14 protein-coding genes are annotated in these 12,944 nt (G+C 66.9%); 6 read left to right on the top strand and 8 right to left on the bottom strand.

Features of this window, described 5'->3' with window-relative positions; translation table 11 throughout:
- The first annotated feature begins 3 nt into the window (after window positions 1-3).
- The gene (locus V9K97_RS06140; protein ID WP_337317008.1) at window positions 4-1,014 is read left to right on the top strand and encodes a LacI family DNA-binding transcriptional regulator; all 1,011 of its coding nucleotides are present in this window, start codon (window positions 4-6) and stop codon (window positions 1,012-1,014) included.
- 51 nt (window positions 1,015-1,065) lie between these two features.
- On the top strand, window positions 1,066-2,079 hold the full coding sequence (locus tag V9K97_RS06135; protein ID WP_337317006.1) for an ABC transporter substrate-binding protein: 1,014 nt from the start codon (window positions 1,066-1,068) through the stop codon (window positions 2,077-2,079).
- 363 nt (window positions 2,080-2,442) lie between these two features.
- On the opposite strand, the gene V9K97_RS06130 is transcribed toward V9K97_RS06135, so the two are convergent.
- Both V9K97_RS06130 and V9K97_RS06125 read right to left on the bottom strand, forming a co-directional pair.
- Window positions 2,443-3,069, bottom strand: a complete 627-nt coding sequence (locus V9K97_RS06130) for a YitT family protein (protein ID WP_258502230.1) — start codon at window positions 3,067-3,069, stop codon at window positions 2,443-2,445.
- A gap of 44 nt (window positions 3,070-3,113) precedes the next feature.
- Window positions 3,114-3,983 (bottom strand): LysR family transcriptional regulator, encoded by an 870-nt coding sequence (locus tag V9K97_RS06125; RefSeq protein ID WP_337317005.1) that lies wholly within the window; start codon window positions 3,981-3,983, stop codon window positions 3,114-3,116.
- Between the two features lie 108 nt (window positions 3,984-4,091).
- On the opposite strand from V9K97_RS06125, the gene V9K97_RS06120 reads away from it, so the two are divergent.
- The 3 genes from V9K97_RS06120 (at window position 4,092) to V9K97_RS06110 (ending at window position 7,587) form a co-directional block, all read left to right on the top strand.
- Window positions 4,092-4,490 carry a tautomerase family protein gene (locus tag V9K97_RS06120; protein ID WP_157615687.1) on the top strand — a complete coding sequence of 133 codons (399 nt, stop codon included), beginning with the start codon at window positions 4,092-4,094 and terminating at the stop codon, window positions 4,488-4,490.
- 31 nt (window positions 4,491-4,521) lie between these two features.
- The gene (locus tag V9K97_RS06115) at window positions 4,522-5,880 is read left to right on the top strand and encodes a tetratricopeptide repeat protein (RefSeq protein ID WP_337317003.1); all 1,359 of its coding nucleotides are present in this window, start codon (window positions 4,522-4,524) and stop codon (window positions 5,878-5,880) included.
- A 111-nt stretch (window positions 5,881-5,991) separates the two neighbouring features.
- A complete protein-coding gene (locus tag V9K97_RS06110; RefSeq protein ID WP_337317002.1) occupies window positions 5,992-7,587 on the top strand; it encodes an N-acyl-D-amino-acid deacylase family protein in 1,596 nt (531 codons plus the stop codon).
- A gap of 21 nt (window positions 7,588-7,608) precedes the next feature.
- Here the strand turns inward: V9K97_RS06110 and V9K97_RS06105 are convergent, their stop codons facing one another.
- Window positions 7,609-8,301 carry a histidine phosphatase family protein gene (locus tag V9K97_RS06105; RefSeq protein WP_337317001.1) on the bottom strand — a complete coding sequence of 231 codons (693 nt, stop codon included), beginning with the start codon at window positions 8,299-8,301 and terminating at the stop codon, window positions 7,609-7,611.
- 32 nt (window positions 8,302-8,333) lie between these two features.
- The gene (locus V9K97_RS06100; RefSeq protein ID WP_337317000.1) at window positions 8,334-8,975 is read right to left on the bottom strand and encodes a Yip1 family protein; all 642 of its coding nucleotides are present in this window, start codon (window positions 8,973-8,975) and stop codon (window positions 8,334-8,336) included.
- Between the two features lie 143 nt (window positions 8,976-9,118).
- Between V9K97_RS06100 and V9K97_RS06095 the strand changes: the two genes are divergently transcribed.
- The gene (locus V9K97_RS06095; RefSeq protein WP_337316999.1) at window positions 9,119-9,820 is read left to right on the top strand and encodes an alpha/beta fold hydrolase; all 702 of its coding nucleotides are present in this window, start codon (window positions 9,119-9,121) and stop codon (window positions 9,818-9,820) included.
- On the opposite strand, the gene pcp is transcribed toward V9K97_RS06095, so the two are convergent.
- From pcp to pxpB, 4 genes are all read right to left on the bottom strand, one after another.
- Window positions 9,808-10,467 (bottom strand): pyroglutamyl-peptidase I, encoded by a 660-nt coding sequence (gene pcp / locus V9K97_RS06090; protein WP_337316997.1) that lies wholly within the window; start codon window positions 10,465-10,467, stop codon window positions 9,808-9,810. The two genes, V9K97_RS06095 and pcp, sit on opposite strands and share 13 nt — an antisense overlap.
- Window positions 10,468-10,483: 16 nt before the next feature.
- On the bottom strand, window positions 10,484-11,224 hold the full coding sequence (gene pxpA / locus V9K97_RS06085; protein ID WP_126747049.1) for a 5-oxoprolinase subunit PxpA: 741 nt from the start codon (window positions 11,222-11,224) through the stop codon (window positions 10,484-10,486).
- Between the two features lie 67 nt (window positions 11,225-11,291).
- Window positions 11,292-12,290, bottom strand: coding sequence for a biotin-dependent carboxyltransferase family protein (locus tag V9K97_RS06080; RefSeq protein WP_337316995.1), 999 nt, complete (start codon window positions 12,288-12,290; stop codon window positions 11,292-11,294).
- Entirely contained in the window at window positions 12,287-12,934 is a 648-nt protein-coding gene (pxpB, locus tag V9K97_RS06075; protein WP_337316994.1) for a 5-oxoprolinase subunit PxpB, read from the bottom strand. Before pxpB ends, V9K97_RS06080 begins: the two co-directional genes overlap by 4 nt.
- Between the last annotated feature and the right edge of the window lie 10 nt (window positions 12,935-12,944).

Below are 12,944 nucleotides of genomic sequence, written 5' to 3'. Positions count from 1 at the left end.
ACGATGAGCATTCAATCCGTCGCAGCCAAGGCCGGGGTTTCCGTGGCCACCGTGTCGCGGGCGTTCAACTTCCCAGACAAGGTCACGCCAGCCACGCGTGAGTTGGTGGAACGCGTGGCGCGCGAGCTCCACTACGTGCCCAACGCCAGCGCGCGCACCTTGCGCACCCAGCGCAGCCGCGCGTTGGGTGTCGTGCTGCCGACGCTTTTGAATCCGACCTTCGCCGAATGCCTGCAAGGCATTGCGCGAGCAGCCATGGCGGGCGGCTACGCCATCATTCCCGTCACCACGGGCTACCGGCTCGATGAAGAAGAACGCGCGGTCCATCTGCTGATGGCGGGCAATGTCGACGGGTTGATCCTGGTGGTCTCCAACCCTTCCACTTCAGCGGCGCTCGCGCGGCTTCGCGCCACCGGCACGCCTTATGTGCTGGCCTACAACCGGCATCCTGAGCACCCTTGCGTGACCGTCGACGGCGAAGCTGCCGTGGCGGACGCCGTCGCGCGCCTGGTGCTGCTGGGGCACCGCCGCATCGCGATGGTCAGCGGCACGCTGGCCGCTTCAGACCGTGCGCAACAGCGCTACCGGGGTTTCCAGAAAGGCATGGCCGATGCCGGGCTCGATGCGCCGCCGCTCATCGAGGTGCCCTTCGTCGAAAGTGCGGTGGACATGCTCGCGCACCTGCTGCAAGCCAAGGAGCGTCCCACCGCGCTGGTCTGCTCGAACGACCTGCTCGCCATCCGCAGCATCCGCGCCGCGCACCTGAGCGGACTCTCCGTACCCGACGACCTCAGCGTGGTCGGCTTCGACGGCATTGCGCTCGGCGAAGACCTCACGCCGGCGCTCACCACCATTGCGCAGCCCAACAGCGAGATCGGCCGCCGCAGCGTCGAGTTGCTGATCCAGGCCATGGCCGGCGGCGCCACGCTGCAGGCCGACGCGAGCCTGCTGCTGCCTTGCTTCTTTCGCGACGGCGAATCGTGCGCATCCGCACGCGATATCGCCAACGACTGATCACCCGTTTCACCCGCCTCAACCCTCACATCCACATCAAGGAGTTCTTTCATGTCTCTCCGCATCTCCCGCATGGCCCGCCTGGGCTTGCTCACCGCCGCGCTCGTCGCCGCCGGCAGCGCCATGGCCCAGACCGCCATTTGCTACAACTGCCCGACCGAATGGGCCGACTGGGGCACGCAGCTCAAGGCCATCAAGGCCAAGACCGGCATCACCGTGCCGGCCGACAACAAGAACTCGGGCCAATCGCTCGCGCAACTCGTGGCCGAGAAGGCAAGCCCCGTCGCCGACGTCACCTACCTGGGCGTGACCTTCGCGGTGCAGGCCCAGAAGGACGGGGTGGTCGAGCCCTACAAGCCGGCAGCATGGAAAGACATTCCCGACGGCCTGAAGGACCCGGCCGGCAACTGGTTCACCATCCACTCCGGCACGCTCGGTTTCATGGTCAACGTCGATGCGCTCAAGGGCAAGCCAATTCCAAAATCGTGGGCCGACCTGCTCAAGCCCGAATACAAGGGCCTCATCGGCTACCTCGACCCCGCATCGGCCTTCGTCGGCTACGTGGGCGCGGTGGCAGTGAACGAAGCACGCGGCGGCACGCTCGACAACTTCGGCCCTGCCATCGACTACTTCAAGGCGCTGCAGAAGAACGAGCCCATCGTTCCCAAGCAGACCTCGTATGCGCGAGTGCTGTCGGGCGAGATCGCGATCCTGCTCGACTACGATTTCAACGCCTACCGCGCCAAGTACAAGGACAAGGCCAACGTCGCTTTCGTCATCCCGAGCGAAGGCACGCTGGCAGTGCCTTACGTGATGAGCCTCGTTGCCAAGGCACCTCACGCAGCCGAGGGCAAGAAGGTGCTCGACTTCGTGCTGTCCGACGAAGGCCAGGCCATCTGGGCCAAGGCCTACCTGCGGCCGGTGCGCGCCGGTGCGATGCCGAAGGACGTGGAGGCGCAGTTCTTGCCGGCTACCGAATACGCTCGCGCGAAGAGCGTGGACTATGCGCGCATGGCTGAGGCGCAGCGGGCGTTCTCCGACCGCTACCTGAAGGATGTGCGCTGAATAGATCCCTCGGATGAAGCCTTGCTTCTTTCTGCGTCACGTTGTGCGGTTGATGCTCCGTTCAGGGCGCGCTCCCGCCGACGGGGTACCTTGCTCCGCGAATGTCCCCCGGCCTGCGGCCTCCTCCTTTATTTCGCTGCGCAAGGCACCCCATCGACGTGAGCGTTGCACAGAGCGGTGGTTGATCGAACGGAACAAGCGCAGCGCCCGGTGTGCACAGGGCATCGGGTGCTCCCCGCAGCGAAATAAAGGAGGAGCCGAAGGCGGGGGACATTCGCGGAGGGGAGTACCCGGTGGCCTTTGCACACGCCCTGAACAGCAGCGCCCCGAAAACAGGAGCGCCAAAAACAAGCGCGCGACCACTCAAGTCGCAGCGTACCGCCCCGGCTTGTGATTGATCCACAAGAAAAGCCCCATCACCACAGCCGCCAGCACCGACCAGCCCACGCGCTGCGGCGGAATCACGAACAGCGCGAGCAGCACCACCGTGCAATCGATGCCGATCTGCACCTTGCCGGCAGGCCAGCCGCGCTTTTCCTGCAGGTACAGCGTCAACACCGTCGCACCCCCGAGGCTCGCACGATGACGGGCGAGAAACAGGCATCCGGTGCCCAGCAGCAATCCGCCGAGCACGGCTGCGAAGGCCGGGTGCAGCGAATCGATGGAGATGTAGCGCGGCGCCCAGTCGGTCATGACCGAAAGCAATGCGATGGCCGAGAACGTCTTGATGGTGAAGGCCCGCCCCATGTGGCGCCATGCGAACCAGTAGAACGGCAAATTGACCAGGAAGAAGAGTTTTCCGAAGCTCACACCCGTGGCGTAGTGCAGGAGAAACGCAACACCGGCCGTGCCGCCCGTGAGCAGGCCCGCCTGGCCGAAAAGCATCATGGCAATGGCGACGAACAACGTGCCTGAAAAGATGGCCTGCGCGTCATCGAAGCGGGAGTGCCGCAAGAAATCCGCCGGGGTTCTGGGTTGTGGCGCGTTCATGTGAGGCAGTTTGACGCAAGTCCCGCGCCACCCCCAGGGTAGTGTCATACCAGGTGGGTCGCCAGCATTTCCCGGGCGCGGGTCACAAACTCCGTCTCGCCCCGGCGGCCGGGCAAGAACTGGAACGCGACCCGGGGCAATGCCGGCAATCCATGCGGCCCTGCCACCCGCCCCACGCCCTCGCCCGCAGCAGACTCGTTCAAGCACGCCACGCCGAGCCCTGCGGCCAATGCCGACTGCAACCCCGCCACGCCCGACGCCACATGCGCCAGCACATACGGCACCTTGCGCCGCCGAAGCAGCGCCACGGTGTATTGGTGCAACGAGCAGGTGTCCGGCAAGGCCAGCAGCCGGAGCGGTTCGCCCTTGGTCAACCGCATGCCGGCTGCGCCAAGCCACACGAGCGATTCGCGGCGTATCACCGGCGCCTTTGAGCCCTGCTCCGGCGAAGAGGATGCGCCTGCGATGTTCATCGCCAGCCCCACGTCGAATTCGCCGTTCGCATAAGCCGCCCGCAACGCGTCGCTCTTCATGATGCTTACGTTCAGCCGCACCTGCGGATAGCTCTTGCCAAGCCGTGCCAGCAGTTGCGTGAGATCGCCAGGCCGAAAGTAGTCGGTCACGGCGAGCCGCAGCTCGCCCTGCAGCGTTTCGCCGTGCAGGTCGCGAAAGGCCTCGTCGCTGAGCGCGAGGATGCGGCGCGCATAGGCCAGCAGCCGCGTGCCCGCCTCCGTCGGCGCCACACCGCTCTTGCTGCGCGTGAGCAATGACTGCCCTGCCCGCTCTTCGAGCTTGCGGATCTGCTCGCTGACCGATGACTGCGAAAGAAAAACACGCGGTGCGGCCGCCGTGAGGCTGCCGGCATCGATCACCGCAGCAAGAGTGCGTAGCTGCTCCAGGTCGAATGTCTGCATGGCTTATCCATTCGTTAATCCGATGCTTGCCATCATATCTTCCCGCTTTTCCGATGGAAGCGCAGCGCCCAGAATAGCCCCATCGTTCACTCATTCTCGGAGTTCCAAATGCCGCACATCGTTGTTCATCTCTCGGGCGAGCCCGACGCCGATCTCACCCGGAAGACCGTCGACACTGTCGCCGAGCTCACTCAGAGCGTGCTCGGCAAGCAGTTGCCGGTGATCGCCATCACGGTGCAGTACATCGCCGCCGACACATGGTTCATCGGCGGGCAGTCGCTGGCCTCGCTCGGCAAGTCGGCGTTCCACCTGGACATCAGCGTCACGGACGAAACCAATACCAAGGCAGAAAAGGCGCGCTACCTGCGCGAGGTGCATGCCGCCATGGCACGCCTGCGGCCTAACCTGCACGAGGTGTCGTACATCCACGTGATCGATGCCCGTGGCGCGGCCTACGGCTACGGCGGAAAGACCCAGGAGTACCGCCACCAGCAAGCAGGCGTTTGAAGCCCAGGGCGGGGCATGGCACCATCCGGCCATGCCCGCCGCAACCCCGCACGCCGACAGCTTCGGCAACCCGCTCACGCTCGACGATGCCGCCAGCCTGCCGCTTGTCGAAGACTTCGTCATGGGCTTCGTTTCGACCGAGGCACGCGCCGTCAACCTGCTGGCGCTGGGCGACAGCGACCGGAGCCCCATCGTCCAGGCCTATTGCGCAACGCTTCACCTCTTCGCCGAATCGCGCGATGCCGTGGCCAATGCGCGCCCCTATCTCGCCAAGGCCCGAGCCGCATCCGGCCGCGCCACACCGCGCGAGCAACGCTACATCGCAGCGATTGAAGCGTGGGCCGACGGCGACATCGCCAGGGCCATTGCGCTGCACACGGAGCAGTCGCGCGAGTACCCGCGCGACCTCGTGTCGGTGAAGCTGGGGCAATACCACTGCTTCAATACCGGCGACTGTCCGGGCATGCTCCGGCTCGCACTTGCCGCACTGCCGGCCGCGTCCGACGTGCCCTATGTGCACGGCATGGCCGCCTTCGGCTACGAGCAGTGCCACCTGATGCGCGAGGCCGAGGCCAGCGCTCGCCACGCCATCGGCATGTGCCGCAAGGAGCCGTGGGCGCACCATGCGCTGGCGCACGTGATGCTCACCGACGGCCGGCTTACCGAAGGCCTGGCGTTCATGCAGGGCGTGAGCGACACCTGGACCGGCCTCAATTCGTTCATGGTCACGCACAACTGGTGGCACGTGGCCCTCTTTCTCATCGAGCTCGGGCGCGATGCTGAAGCGCTCGCGGTGTACGACGGCGAGGTGTGGGGCGTGGCAAAGGACTACTCGCAAGATCAGATCGGTGCGGTCTCGCTGCTGGCGCGCTTCGAGCTCGCGGGGATCGATGTCGGCACGCGGTGGAGCGACGTGGGCCACTACCTCGTGCAGCGCCAGGCCGACCATGTACTGCCCTTTCTCGACCTGCAGTACCTCTATGGCCTGGCCCGTGCGGGCCGGCCCAAGGCGGATGCGCTGCTGTGCAACATGGAGGCCTATGCGCCACGCGCACCCGTCTCGACCCGCGCCGCGTGGCAGCACGTATGCGTGCCCGCCGCTCGCGGGCTTGTTGCCCATGCGCGAGGCGACTTCGCTTCGGCCATCGACGGGCTCGGCAGCGCCTTGCCTCGCCTCGTCGAAATCGGCGGCAGCCACGCGCAGCGCGACCTCTTCGAGCAGGTGTACCTCGACGCCCTCGTGCGCGCCGGCACCGAAGCCACGCTCAGGGGTGCGCAGGGCATCCTGCAGCAGCAGCTCAATGGCCAGCCCGAATCGCTGCGGCTGCGGCGCCAGGCAGGCGATGTCTATGCGCGGCTCGGGCTCGAGCAGCTGGCTTCTCGCCTTTGAGGGGCAAGCGAGGTCATGCCTTCCAGTCATGGGGCGTGTCGCAAAAGGAATTAACAGGCACGCGGGAGCGACTTCTAAACTGGCCGCTCCACATCGATCCGATTACGTTCCATGCAGAAATCAGTTGTCGTGCTTGCCGCGCTCGCGGCCCTGGCAGGCCTCTCTACCGCGGCACATGCCGCGACCGATGCCCCCGTCGAACTCGACCTGCTGCTGCGCGGCGGCACCGTCTACACGGGTGACTCGGATGAGCCCGTGGTTGGCGATGTCGGCATTGTGGGCGACCGCATCGTCTTCGCCGGCAGGAAGGCACCGGCACAGTTCATTGCACGGCGAACCATCGATGCGACCGGCATGGTCGTGGCACCGGGCTTCATCGACGCGCACACCCACGCCGATGCCGACCTGCATTCCACCGATCCGCGCAAGCGCCTGAACATTCCCTTCCTGACCCAGGGCGTGACCACGGCGGTGATCGGCAACGACGGGTTCGGCAGCTTCGACATTGCCGCGCAGACCCAGCGCCTGCGGTCGGCCCCCGTTGGGACCAACGTTGCCATGTACGTAGGCTTCGGGCCCGTGCGCATCGACCAGTTGGGCGAAGCCAATCGCGCGCCAACGCCCGAACATCTCGACGTCATGCGCAAGCACGTGAGCCGGGCCATGTGCGACGGTGCGCTGGGGCTGTCGACCGGGCTTTTCTATCCGCCGCAGAATTTCTCGAAGACCGAGGAAGTCATCGAACTGGCGAAGGTCGCAGCCCGTCACGGCGGGCTCTACGACAGCCACATTCGCGATGAGTCGATGTACAACATCGGGCTCAAGGGCTCCATTGAAGAAGTGATTCGCATCGGCCATGAGGCACGCCTGCCGGTGCACGTGGCCCACATCAAGGCATTGGGCGTGGATGTGCAGGGCCAAAGCGGCGACATCATCCGCCGCATCGAGAAAGAGCGTGCCGCCGGCCTCGACATCACCGCCGACCACTATCCTTGGACGGCATCGAGCACACGCTTCTCGGCGGCGCTGGTGCCGCCCTGGGCAGTCGACGGCGGGCGCGAGGCAATGCTCAAGCGCTTCAACGATGCGGCCGTCCAGGAGCGCCTGCGAACCGGCATGCGCGAGAACCTGCGCCTGCGCGGCGGTCCGGAGACCATCCTGTTTTCAGCCGGCAGCACCAAGTACGTGGGCAAGACGCTGGCCGACGTGGCCACGGCCTCGAACGCCGACCCGGTGGATGCCGCCATTGCCGTGCTACGTGACGGCGACCTGAACATCGCCTCGTTCAACCAGAGCGACGACGACGTGCGCGCGTTCATGAAGCGGCCGTGGGTCATGACGTCGTCCGACTCCTCGCTGGGCCATCCGCGCGCCTACGGCACCTTTGCACGCAAGTACGAGCAGTACGTGGTGAAGGAGCACACGATCTCGCTGGGGCAGTTCATTCGCAGCAGCTCGTCTTTGACCGCCGACACGCTGGGGCTGAAACAACGCGGGCACCTGCGGCCCGGCTACTACGCCGACGTGGTCGCGTTCGACCCCGCTCGCTATTCCGCCAAGGCCACTTACACCCAACCGACACTGCTGTCCGAGGGCGTGGTCACTGTGCTGGTGAACGGCCGCCTGGCGGTAGACGCCGGCAAGCCCACGGGCATTGGTGCCGGCCAGCCTTTGCTGCGCACGCCGAAGGCCGGCAGCTGCACCTGAGGGGACGTGCCCGCGGCGGGCTCAGTTCTTCTCGAGATGCCGCCGCTGGTCGTACACCGGCTGCGGCGGCAGGTCGGCAAGGTGCCGCGTGTCGGCCCAGTCGACGATCTCGATCGCGTCCGGCATGGCGGGGTCGGCAATGCGGATGCGGTTGAAGCCCGCATTGGGAATGTCGCTCTGCCGCGGCCCGCTGAGACTGAGGCCGCGCGCGGTGCGCCACACCATGTCGAGCACGCCGCCGTGCGTGACGACCACCAGGCGTTGGCCACGGTAGGTGGCTGCAAGATTGCCCAGCGCCGCGACGATGCGCGTGTGGAATTCGCGTGCCGACTCGCCCTCCGGCATGGCGTGGTCCTCGCGGAACTGCAGCCACTCTTCCCATGCCCTGGGGTGCAGGGCTTGTATTTCGTCGGCCCGCATGCCTTCGACCACGCCGAAGTGCTGCTCGCGCAAGCTCGCCGACGTGACCACCGGGAGCGACAGCTGCATCGACGCCGGCGCCGCGGTTTGCTGCGCACGAAGAAGGTCGCTGCTGACGATGTGCTGCGCCGTTTCACCCGCCATCCGCAAGCCCAGCCGGCGCGCCTGCTCGTGCCCCATGTCGTTGAGCGGCACATCGGCATGCCCCTGGAAACGCAGTTCGCGGTTCCAGGCCGTTTCGCCGTGGCGGATCAGGATGAGTTCGGTCGCGGAGTCGGGTGTGGGCGTTGGCATGGAACGCCCATTCTCCACCGCATGCGCGGCGCTCAGAGCCTCGGCGGCACCATCTGTTGCATGGCCGCCACCTGCATTGCGAGCGGTGCCGTGCTCACGCGCGTGGGCGAGGGTGTGAGAAGCGAGAGCACCCAGGCGATCACCACGCCGCCGATGATGGCGCAAACCACCACCACCGCCGTGTATGCCAGCGACTTGTCCGGCGGGCACTTCATGAGCACCGGCAGGCCCACGTAGATCAGGTAGATGCCGTAGAGCGCGGCGAGCGCGCCCAGGATCGAGAGCGACGGAATCAGGCTGAACACCCCGCCCAGGAAGCTCGCCGTGCTGGCATAGGCCGACAGCTTGAGCGCGCCGATCTGGCTCTTCGAGCCTTCGAATGTGGGCGCCAGCGCATCGATGATCAACGCCAGCACAAACACCATGACGAGCGAGAGCACGTAGCCGACGACCATGTTCACGAGCCCCGTGACCACGGGCACACGAAAGTTGACACCGAAGGCGCCAAAGCCGATGACCGACAGGCCGATGAAGCCCGCCACTGCCGGTATCAGCGCGAGGATCATCACGTAGTTCTTGTAGAGCGACGCGGTGTCGGCGGGCTCTGCATCGATGGCGGGCCAGGTGGCCTTGGGCTTGAGCAGGATGTCCTGCACGCGTTGAACCAGGTTCATTTTCTTGTCCTCGGTATGAAGCGGAAACGCGCGAACCGCAGATCGCGCAGCAACGGAAAGTATGTCGATTCCGCCGCCGAATGGCTTCTGGCCAAGCAGCCTATGCCGTTACGCCGGAGGGCGCGATGACGCAAAATCCGCCCATGCCACACCTTGTCTTGCTGCCCGGCCTCGCCTGCGACGAGCGCCTGTGGGGAGCCCAGCTTCCCGTTCTTCCGGCCATGTTCGACGCCCGCGTGAGCGATGCCCACATGCGGCACGACACCATCGAAGACATGGCTGCGGCCGTGCTGCGCGAGAACCCCGGCCCGCTGATACTGTGCGGCGCATCGATGGGCGGCATGGTCGCCATGGAGGCCGCGCGGCAGGCGCCCGAGCGTATTGCGGGGCTCGCGCTGCTGGGCACCAACGCCCGGCCCGAGTCGCCGGAGATGTACGAGCTGCGCGAAAGCGCGATCGAGCTGTTCGAGCGCGGTGAACTGCGCGACGTGATCGAGCCGAACGCCGTGTTTGCGTTTCACCCCACGCAGGCGGCCGATCAGGCGCTGGTCGAGCGCTACGTCGAGATCGTGCTGGATGCCGGTACGCAGCAGCTCATCAGCCAGAACCGCGCGGTGATGCGGCGCCCCGATGCGCGGACCCACTTGCCTTCGCTTCGTGCGCCGGTGCTCCTGGTCTGCGGCGACACGGACCGGCTGACGCCGCCCGACTGCACGCGCGAAATTGCGGCGCTGGTGCCGCATGCGGAAGTGGTGTGGCTGCCGCAGTGCGGACACATGCTGACCATGGAGAAGCCCGCGCTCGTCAATGCGGCGCTGCTCTCCTGGCTGGCTCAATGGAGCTGACCGCCGGTTTCGGCAATGTCCTTTTCAACCGCCAGCGCGGTGGCCACCGCAATGCGCAGCGCCTCGACCATGGTGGCCAGCGACATGCTGGGCAGCCCCGGAAAGCGCGCCGCCTGCTCGGGCAGGTAGGGGATGTGAATGAACCCGCCGCGCAGCCCCGGCACCGGGTGCGTGGCCATGCGATGCATCAGGCCGTAGAAGATGTGGTTGCAGACAAAGGTGCCCGCGGTGTTCGACACCGACGCGGGCACGCCGGCCGCGCGCAGGTCGCGCACGATGGCCTTGATAGGCAGCGTGGAGAAATACGCTGCGGGCGCGCCGCGCACTACGGGCGTGTCGATCGGCTGGCGGCCGGCGTTGTCTGCAATGCGGCCGTCGTCGATGTTGATGGCCACGCGCTCGGGCGTGATCTCCGCGCGGCCGCCGGCCTGGCCGATGCACAGCACCAGCTGCGGCTGAAGCTCGTCCATGGCGCCTGCAAGCGCCTCGATGGCATTGCCGAAGACGCAGGGCATCTGGCGCGCATGCACGGTGGCGCGGCCGCACTGCCAGCCGTCCAGCGCGCGCACGGCCTCCCATGAAGGGTTGAGGGCTTCGCGGTCGAACGGGTCGAAACCGGTCAGCAGGACGTTGGTTCGCTGCACCACGGCGTGAGCAGCGCGTTCAGGCCGTCGCGCGCACCGCGATGCCTTCTTGCTGCAGGCGGTCGCGGATGCGGCGCGCAAACGCCAACGCATGGGCACCGTCGCCGTGCAGGCACACGGTCTGGGCGTTGACCGGCACCGTGCTGCCGTCGATGGCCGTCACCTTGCGGTCGCGCACCAGCGAGAGCGTCTGGGCAAGCGACTGCTCTTCGTCTTCGATGAGCGCGCCGGGCTGGCTGCGCGGCACCAGGCTGCCGTCGGGCATGTAGCCGCGGTCGGCAAACACTTCTTCCACGGGCGTGAGGCCGGCGCGCCGTGCGGCGTCGATCATGCCGCTGCCTGCAAGGCCGAAGAACCTGAGCGATGGATCGAAGCGCCGCACCGCCTCGCACAGCGCGTCGGCAAGCTCGGGCTCCTTCACTGCCTGGTTGTAGAGCTGCCCGTGCGGCTTCACGTGCGAGAGCTTGCCGCCTTCGGCCTTGACGATCGCAGCGAGCGCGCCGACCTGGTAGAGCACGTTGGCCACGATCTCGTCGGGCGGCAGGTGCATGGTGCTTCGGCCGAAGTTCTCGCGGTCGGGAAAGCTGGGGTGGGCGCCGATGGCCACGCCGTGTTCGATGGCCCAGCGCACGCATTGCCGCATGGTCTTGGCATCGCCCGCGTGCCAGCCGCAGGCAATGTTGGCCGAGCTCACGAGTCCGAGCAGCGCTTCGTCGCTGCCGGCGCCTTCGCCGAGGTCGGCATTCAGGTCGATTTGCATTTGGGTTGATTCCTTCTTCAGGCGGCCGGCACATCGATGCCGCACGCGCGCCCGCTGCTCGCACAGTCTATGCCGGTCTGCTCCAGCCCGCAGCCGCCACCCCTTGCGCCACTTGCGCGAGATAGCGCTGCTGCCCGGCCCATGCCTCGAGCGCCGTCGGCATATCGACCTGCACCAGCCGCAAGCGGCCGTCGAGCGGCGCCTGTGCGAGCTTCCACAGGTCGGCGCGAATCACCACGCCGATGCGCGGATAGCCGCCGGTGGTCTGCGCATCGCCCATCAGGATGATCGGCTGGCCCGAGGGCGGCACCTGGATGGTGCCGGGAATGACGCCCGACGAAAGCATGTCGATGCTGCGCTTGCGCTTGAGTTCGGCGCCCGCAAGCCGGCTTCCCATGCGGTTGCTCTGCGCGGTGATGCGCCAGCGCTCGCTCCAGAGCAGCGCATGCGACGCCGCGGTGAATTGCTCGAACTCGGGCCCCGGCAGCACGCGCAATTCGATGGCCGAATCGTCCTGCTCCGGTCCCCATTCGGGGCCGCGCAGCCCGAAGGGCCGCCGCGCGAGCTGGGCGGCATCGAGCGACGTTGCGCCCAGCGCGAGCCGGTCGCCCTTGCGCAATGCCCGCCCCTGGTGGCCGCCGAAGCCTGCCTTCAAGTCTGTGCTGCGCGAACCGAGCACCAGCGGCACATCGATGCCGCCCGCGACCGCAAGCCAGCTGCGCAAGCCGGCCTTCTTTGCGCCGGGTGCATTCGCACCTGCGAGCTTGAGCGTTTGCCCGGCCGCGACAGGCACGCTCCAGCAGGGCCAGAGGGGTATGCCGTCGAGCCGGGCGGCGAAATCGTCTCCGGCCAACGCGATGCGAGTGTCGGTTTCGAAGCGGATCTCGCAGCCGCCCATGGTGAGTTCGAGGCCGGCTGCGCCGTCGGCATTGCCGACCAGCCGGTTCGCCAGCGTGAGCGCCAGCACGTCGAGCGCACCGCCGGGGCAAATGCCGACCTGCCGGTGCCCGTGGCGCCCCAGGTCTTGCACAGAGGCCAGCATGCCGGGTTTCTGGACCAGCATCATGTCTCTACGCTTTCGACGATAAACCGCACGCGGTCGCCCGGGCGCAGCAAGGTGGGAGGTTCGGCCGACGGGTCGAAAAGCTCCAGCGACGTACGGCCGATCAGCTGCCAGCCGCCCGGCGACACCAGCGGATAGATGCCGGTCTGCTCCCCGCCGATGCCCACGGAGCGCGCAGGCACCGCCGTGCGCGGTTCGGCCCGGCGCGGCGTGGCGAGTTCGGGTGGCAGCCCGCCCATGAACGCGAAGCCGGGCAGAAAGCCGAGCAGGTAGACCACGTATTCGCCGCCACTGTGGCGCCGCACCACCTCGGCCGGCGTGAGTCCGGTGTGCGCCGCGACATCGGCAAGGTCCGGCCCGTGCTCGCCACCATAGGCCACCGGAATCTCCACCAGCCGGCCTTCGATGGCGGTAGCCAAAAGCCGCGGCCAGACTTCGTTGACCTGCGCCATCAACGCATCGATATCGATCGCCGTCGGATCGAAAGTCAGCGTGAGATTGTTCATGCCCGGCAGCACCTCGCCCACGCCGGGCCACTGCTGAACCTCGGCACCCAGGGCCCAGATCTGCTGCTGCTGCGCGAGTGTGGCGGGAGGCGCCAGTTCGCAAAGCAACGCCGCATCGCCCAGCGGATGCAGACGGGGCAACGGAAGCCGG

Source organism: Variovorax sp. CCNWLW186, assembly GCF_037203865.1.
Taxonomy (GTDB): Bacteria; Pseudomonadota; Gammaproteobacteria; order Burkholderiales; family Burkholderiaceae_C; genus Variovorax.
This window is presented reverse-complemented; position numbering and strand designations above follow the sequence as displayed.

Excerpts from the sequence above, each read along its gene's own strand:
- V9K97_RS06140 (WP_337317008.1), top strand. The coding sequence starts at position 4 with ATGAGCATTCAATCCGTCGCAGCCAAGGCCGGGGTTTCCGTGGCCACC.
- V9K97_RS06110 (WP_337317002.1), top strand. The coding sequence starts at position 5,992 with ATGCAGAAATCAGTTGTCGTGCTTGCCGCGCTCGCGGCCCTGGCAGGC.
- V9K97_RS06105 (WP_337317001.1), bottom strand. The coding sequence starts at position 8,301 with ATGCCAACGCCCACACCCGACTCCGCGACCGAACTCATCCTGATCCGC.
- V9K97_RS06080 (WP_337316995.1), bottom strand. The coding sequence starts at position 12,290 with ATGATGCTGGTCCAGAAACCCGGCATGCTGGCCTCTGTGCAAGACCTG.
- V9K97_RS06095 (WP_337316999.1), top strand. The coding sequence starts at position 9,119 with ATGCCACACCTTGTCTTGCTGCCCGGCCTCGCCTGCGACGAGCGCCTG.
- V9K97_RS06120 (WP_157615687.1), top strand. The coding sequence starts at position 4,092 with ATGCCGCACATCGTTGTTCATCTCTCGGGCGAGCCCGACGCCGATCTC.
- V9K97_RS06135 (WP_337317006.1), top strand. The coding sequence starts at position 1,066 with ATGTCTCTCCGCATCTCCCGCATGGCCCGCCTGGGCTTGCTCACCGCC.
- V9K97_RS06115 (WP_337317003.1), top strand. The coding sequence starts at position 4,522 with ATGCCCGCCGCAACCCCGCACGCCGACAGCTTCGGCAACCCGCTCACG.
- V9K97_RS06100 (WP_337317000.1), bottom strand. The coding sequence starts at position 8,975 with ATGAACCTGGTTCAACGCGTGCAGGACATCCTGCTCAAGCCCAAGGCC.
- V9K97_RS06125 (WP_337317005.1), bottom strand. The coding sequence starts at position 3,983 with ATGCAGACATTCGACCTGGAGCAGCTACGCACTCTTGCTGCGGTGATC.
- pxpA (WP_126747049.1), bottom strand. The coding sequence starts at position 11,224 with ATGCAAATCGACCTGAATGCCGACCTCGGCGAAGGCGCCGGCAGCGAC.
- V9K97_RS06130 (WP_258502230.1), bottom strand. The coding sequence starts at position 3,069 with ATGAACGCGCCACAACCCAGAACCCCGGCGGATTTCTTGCGGCACTCC.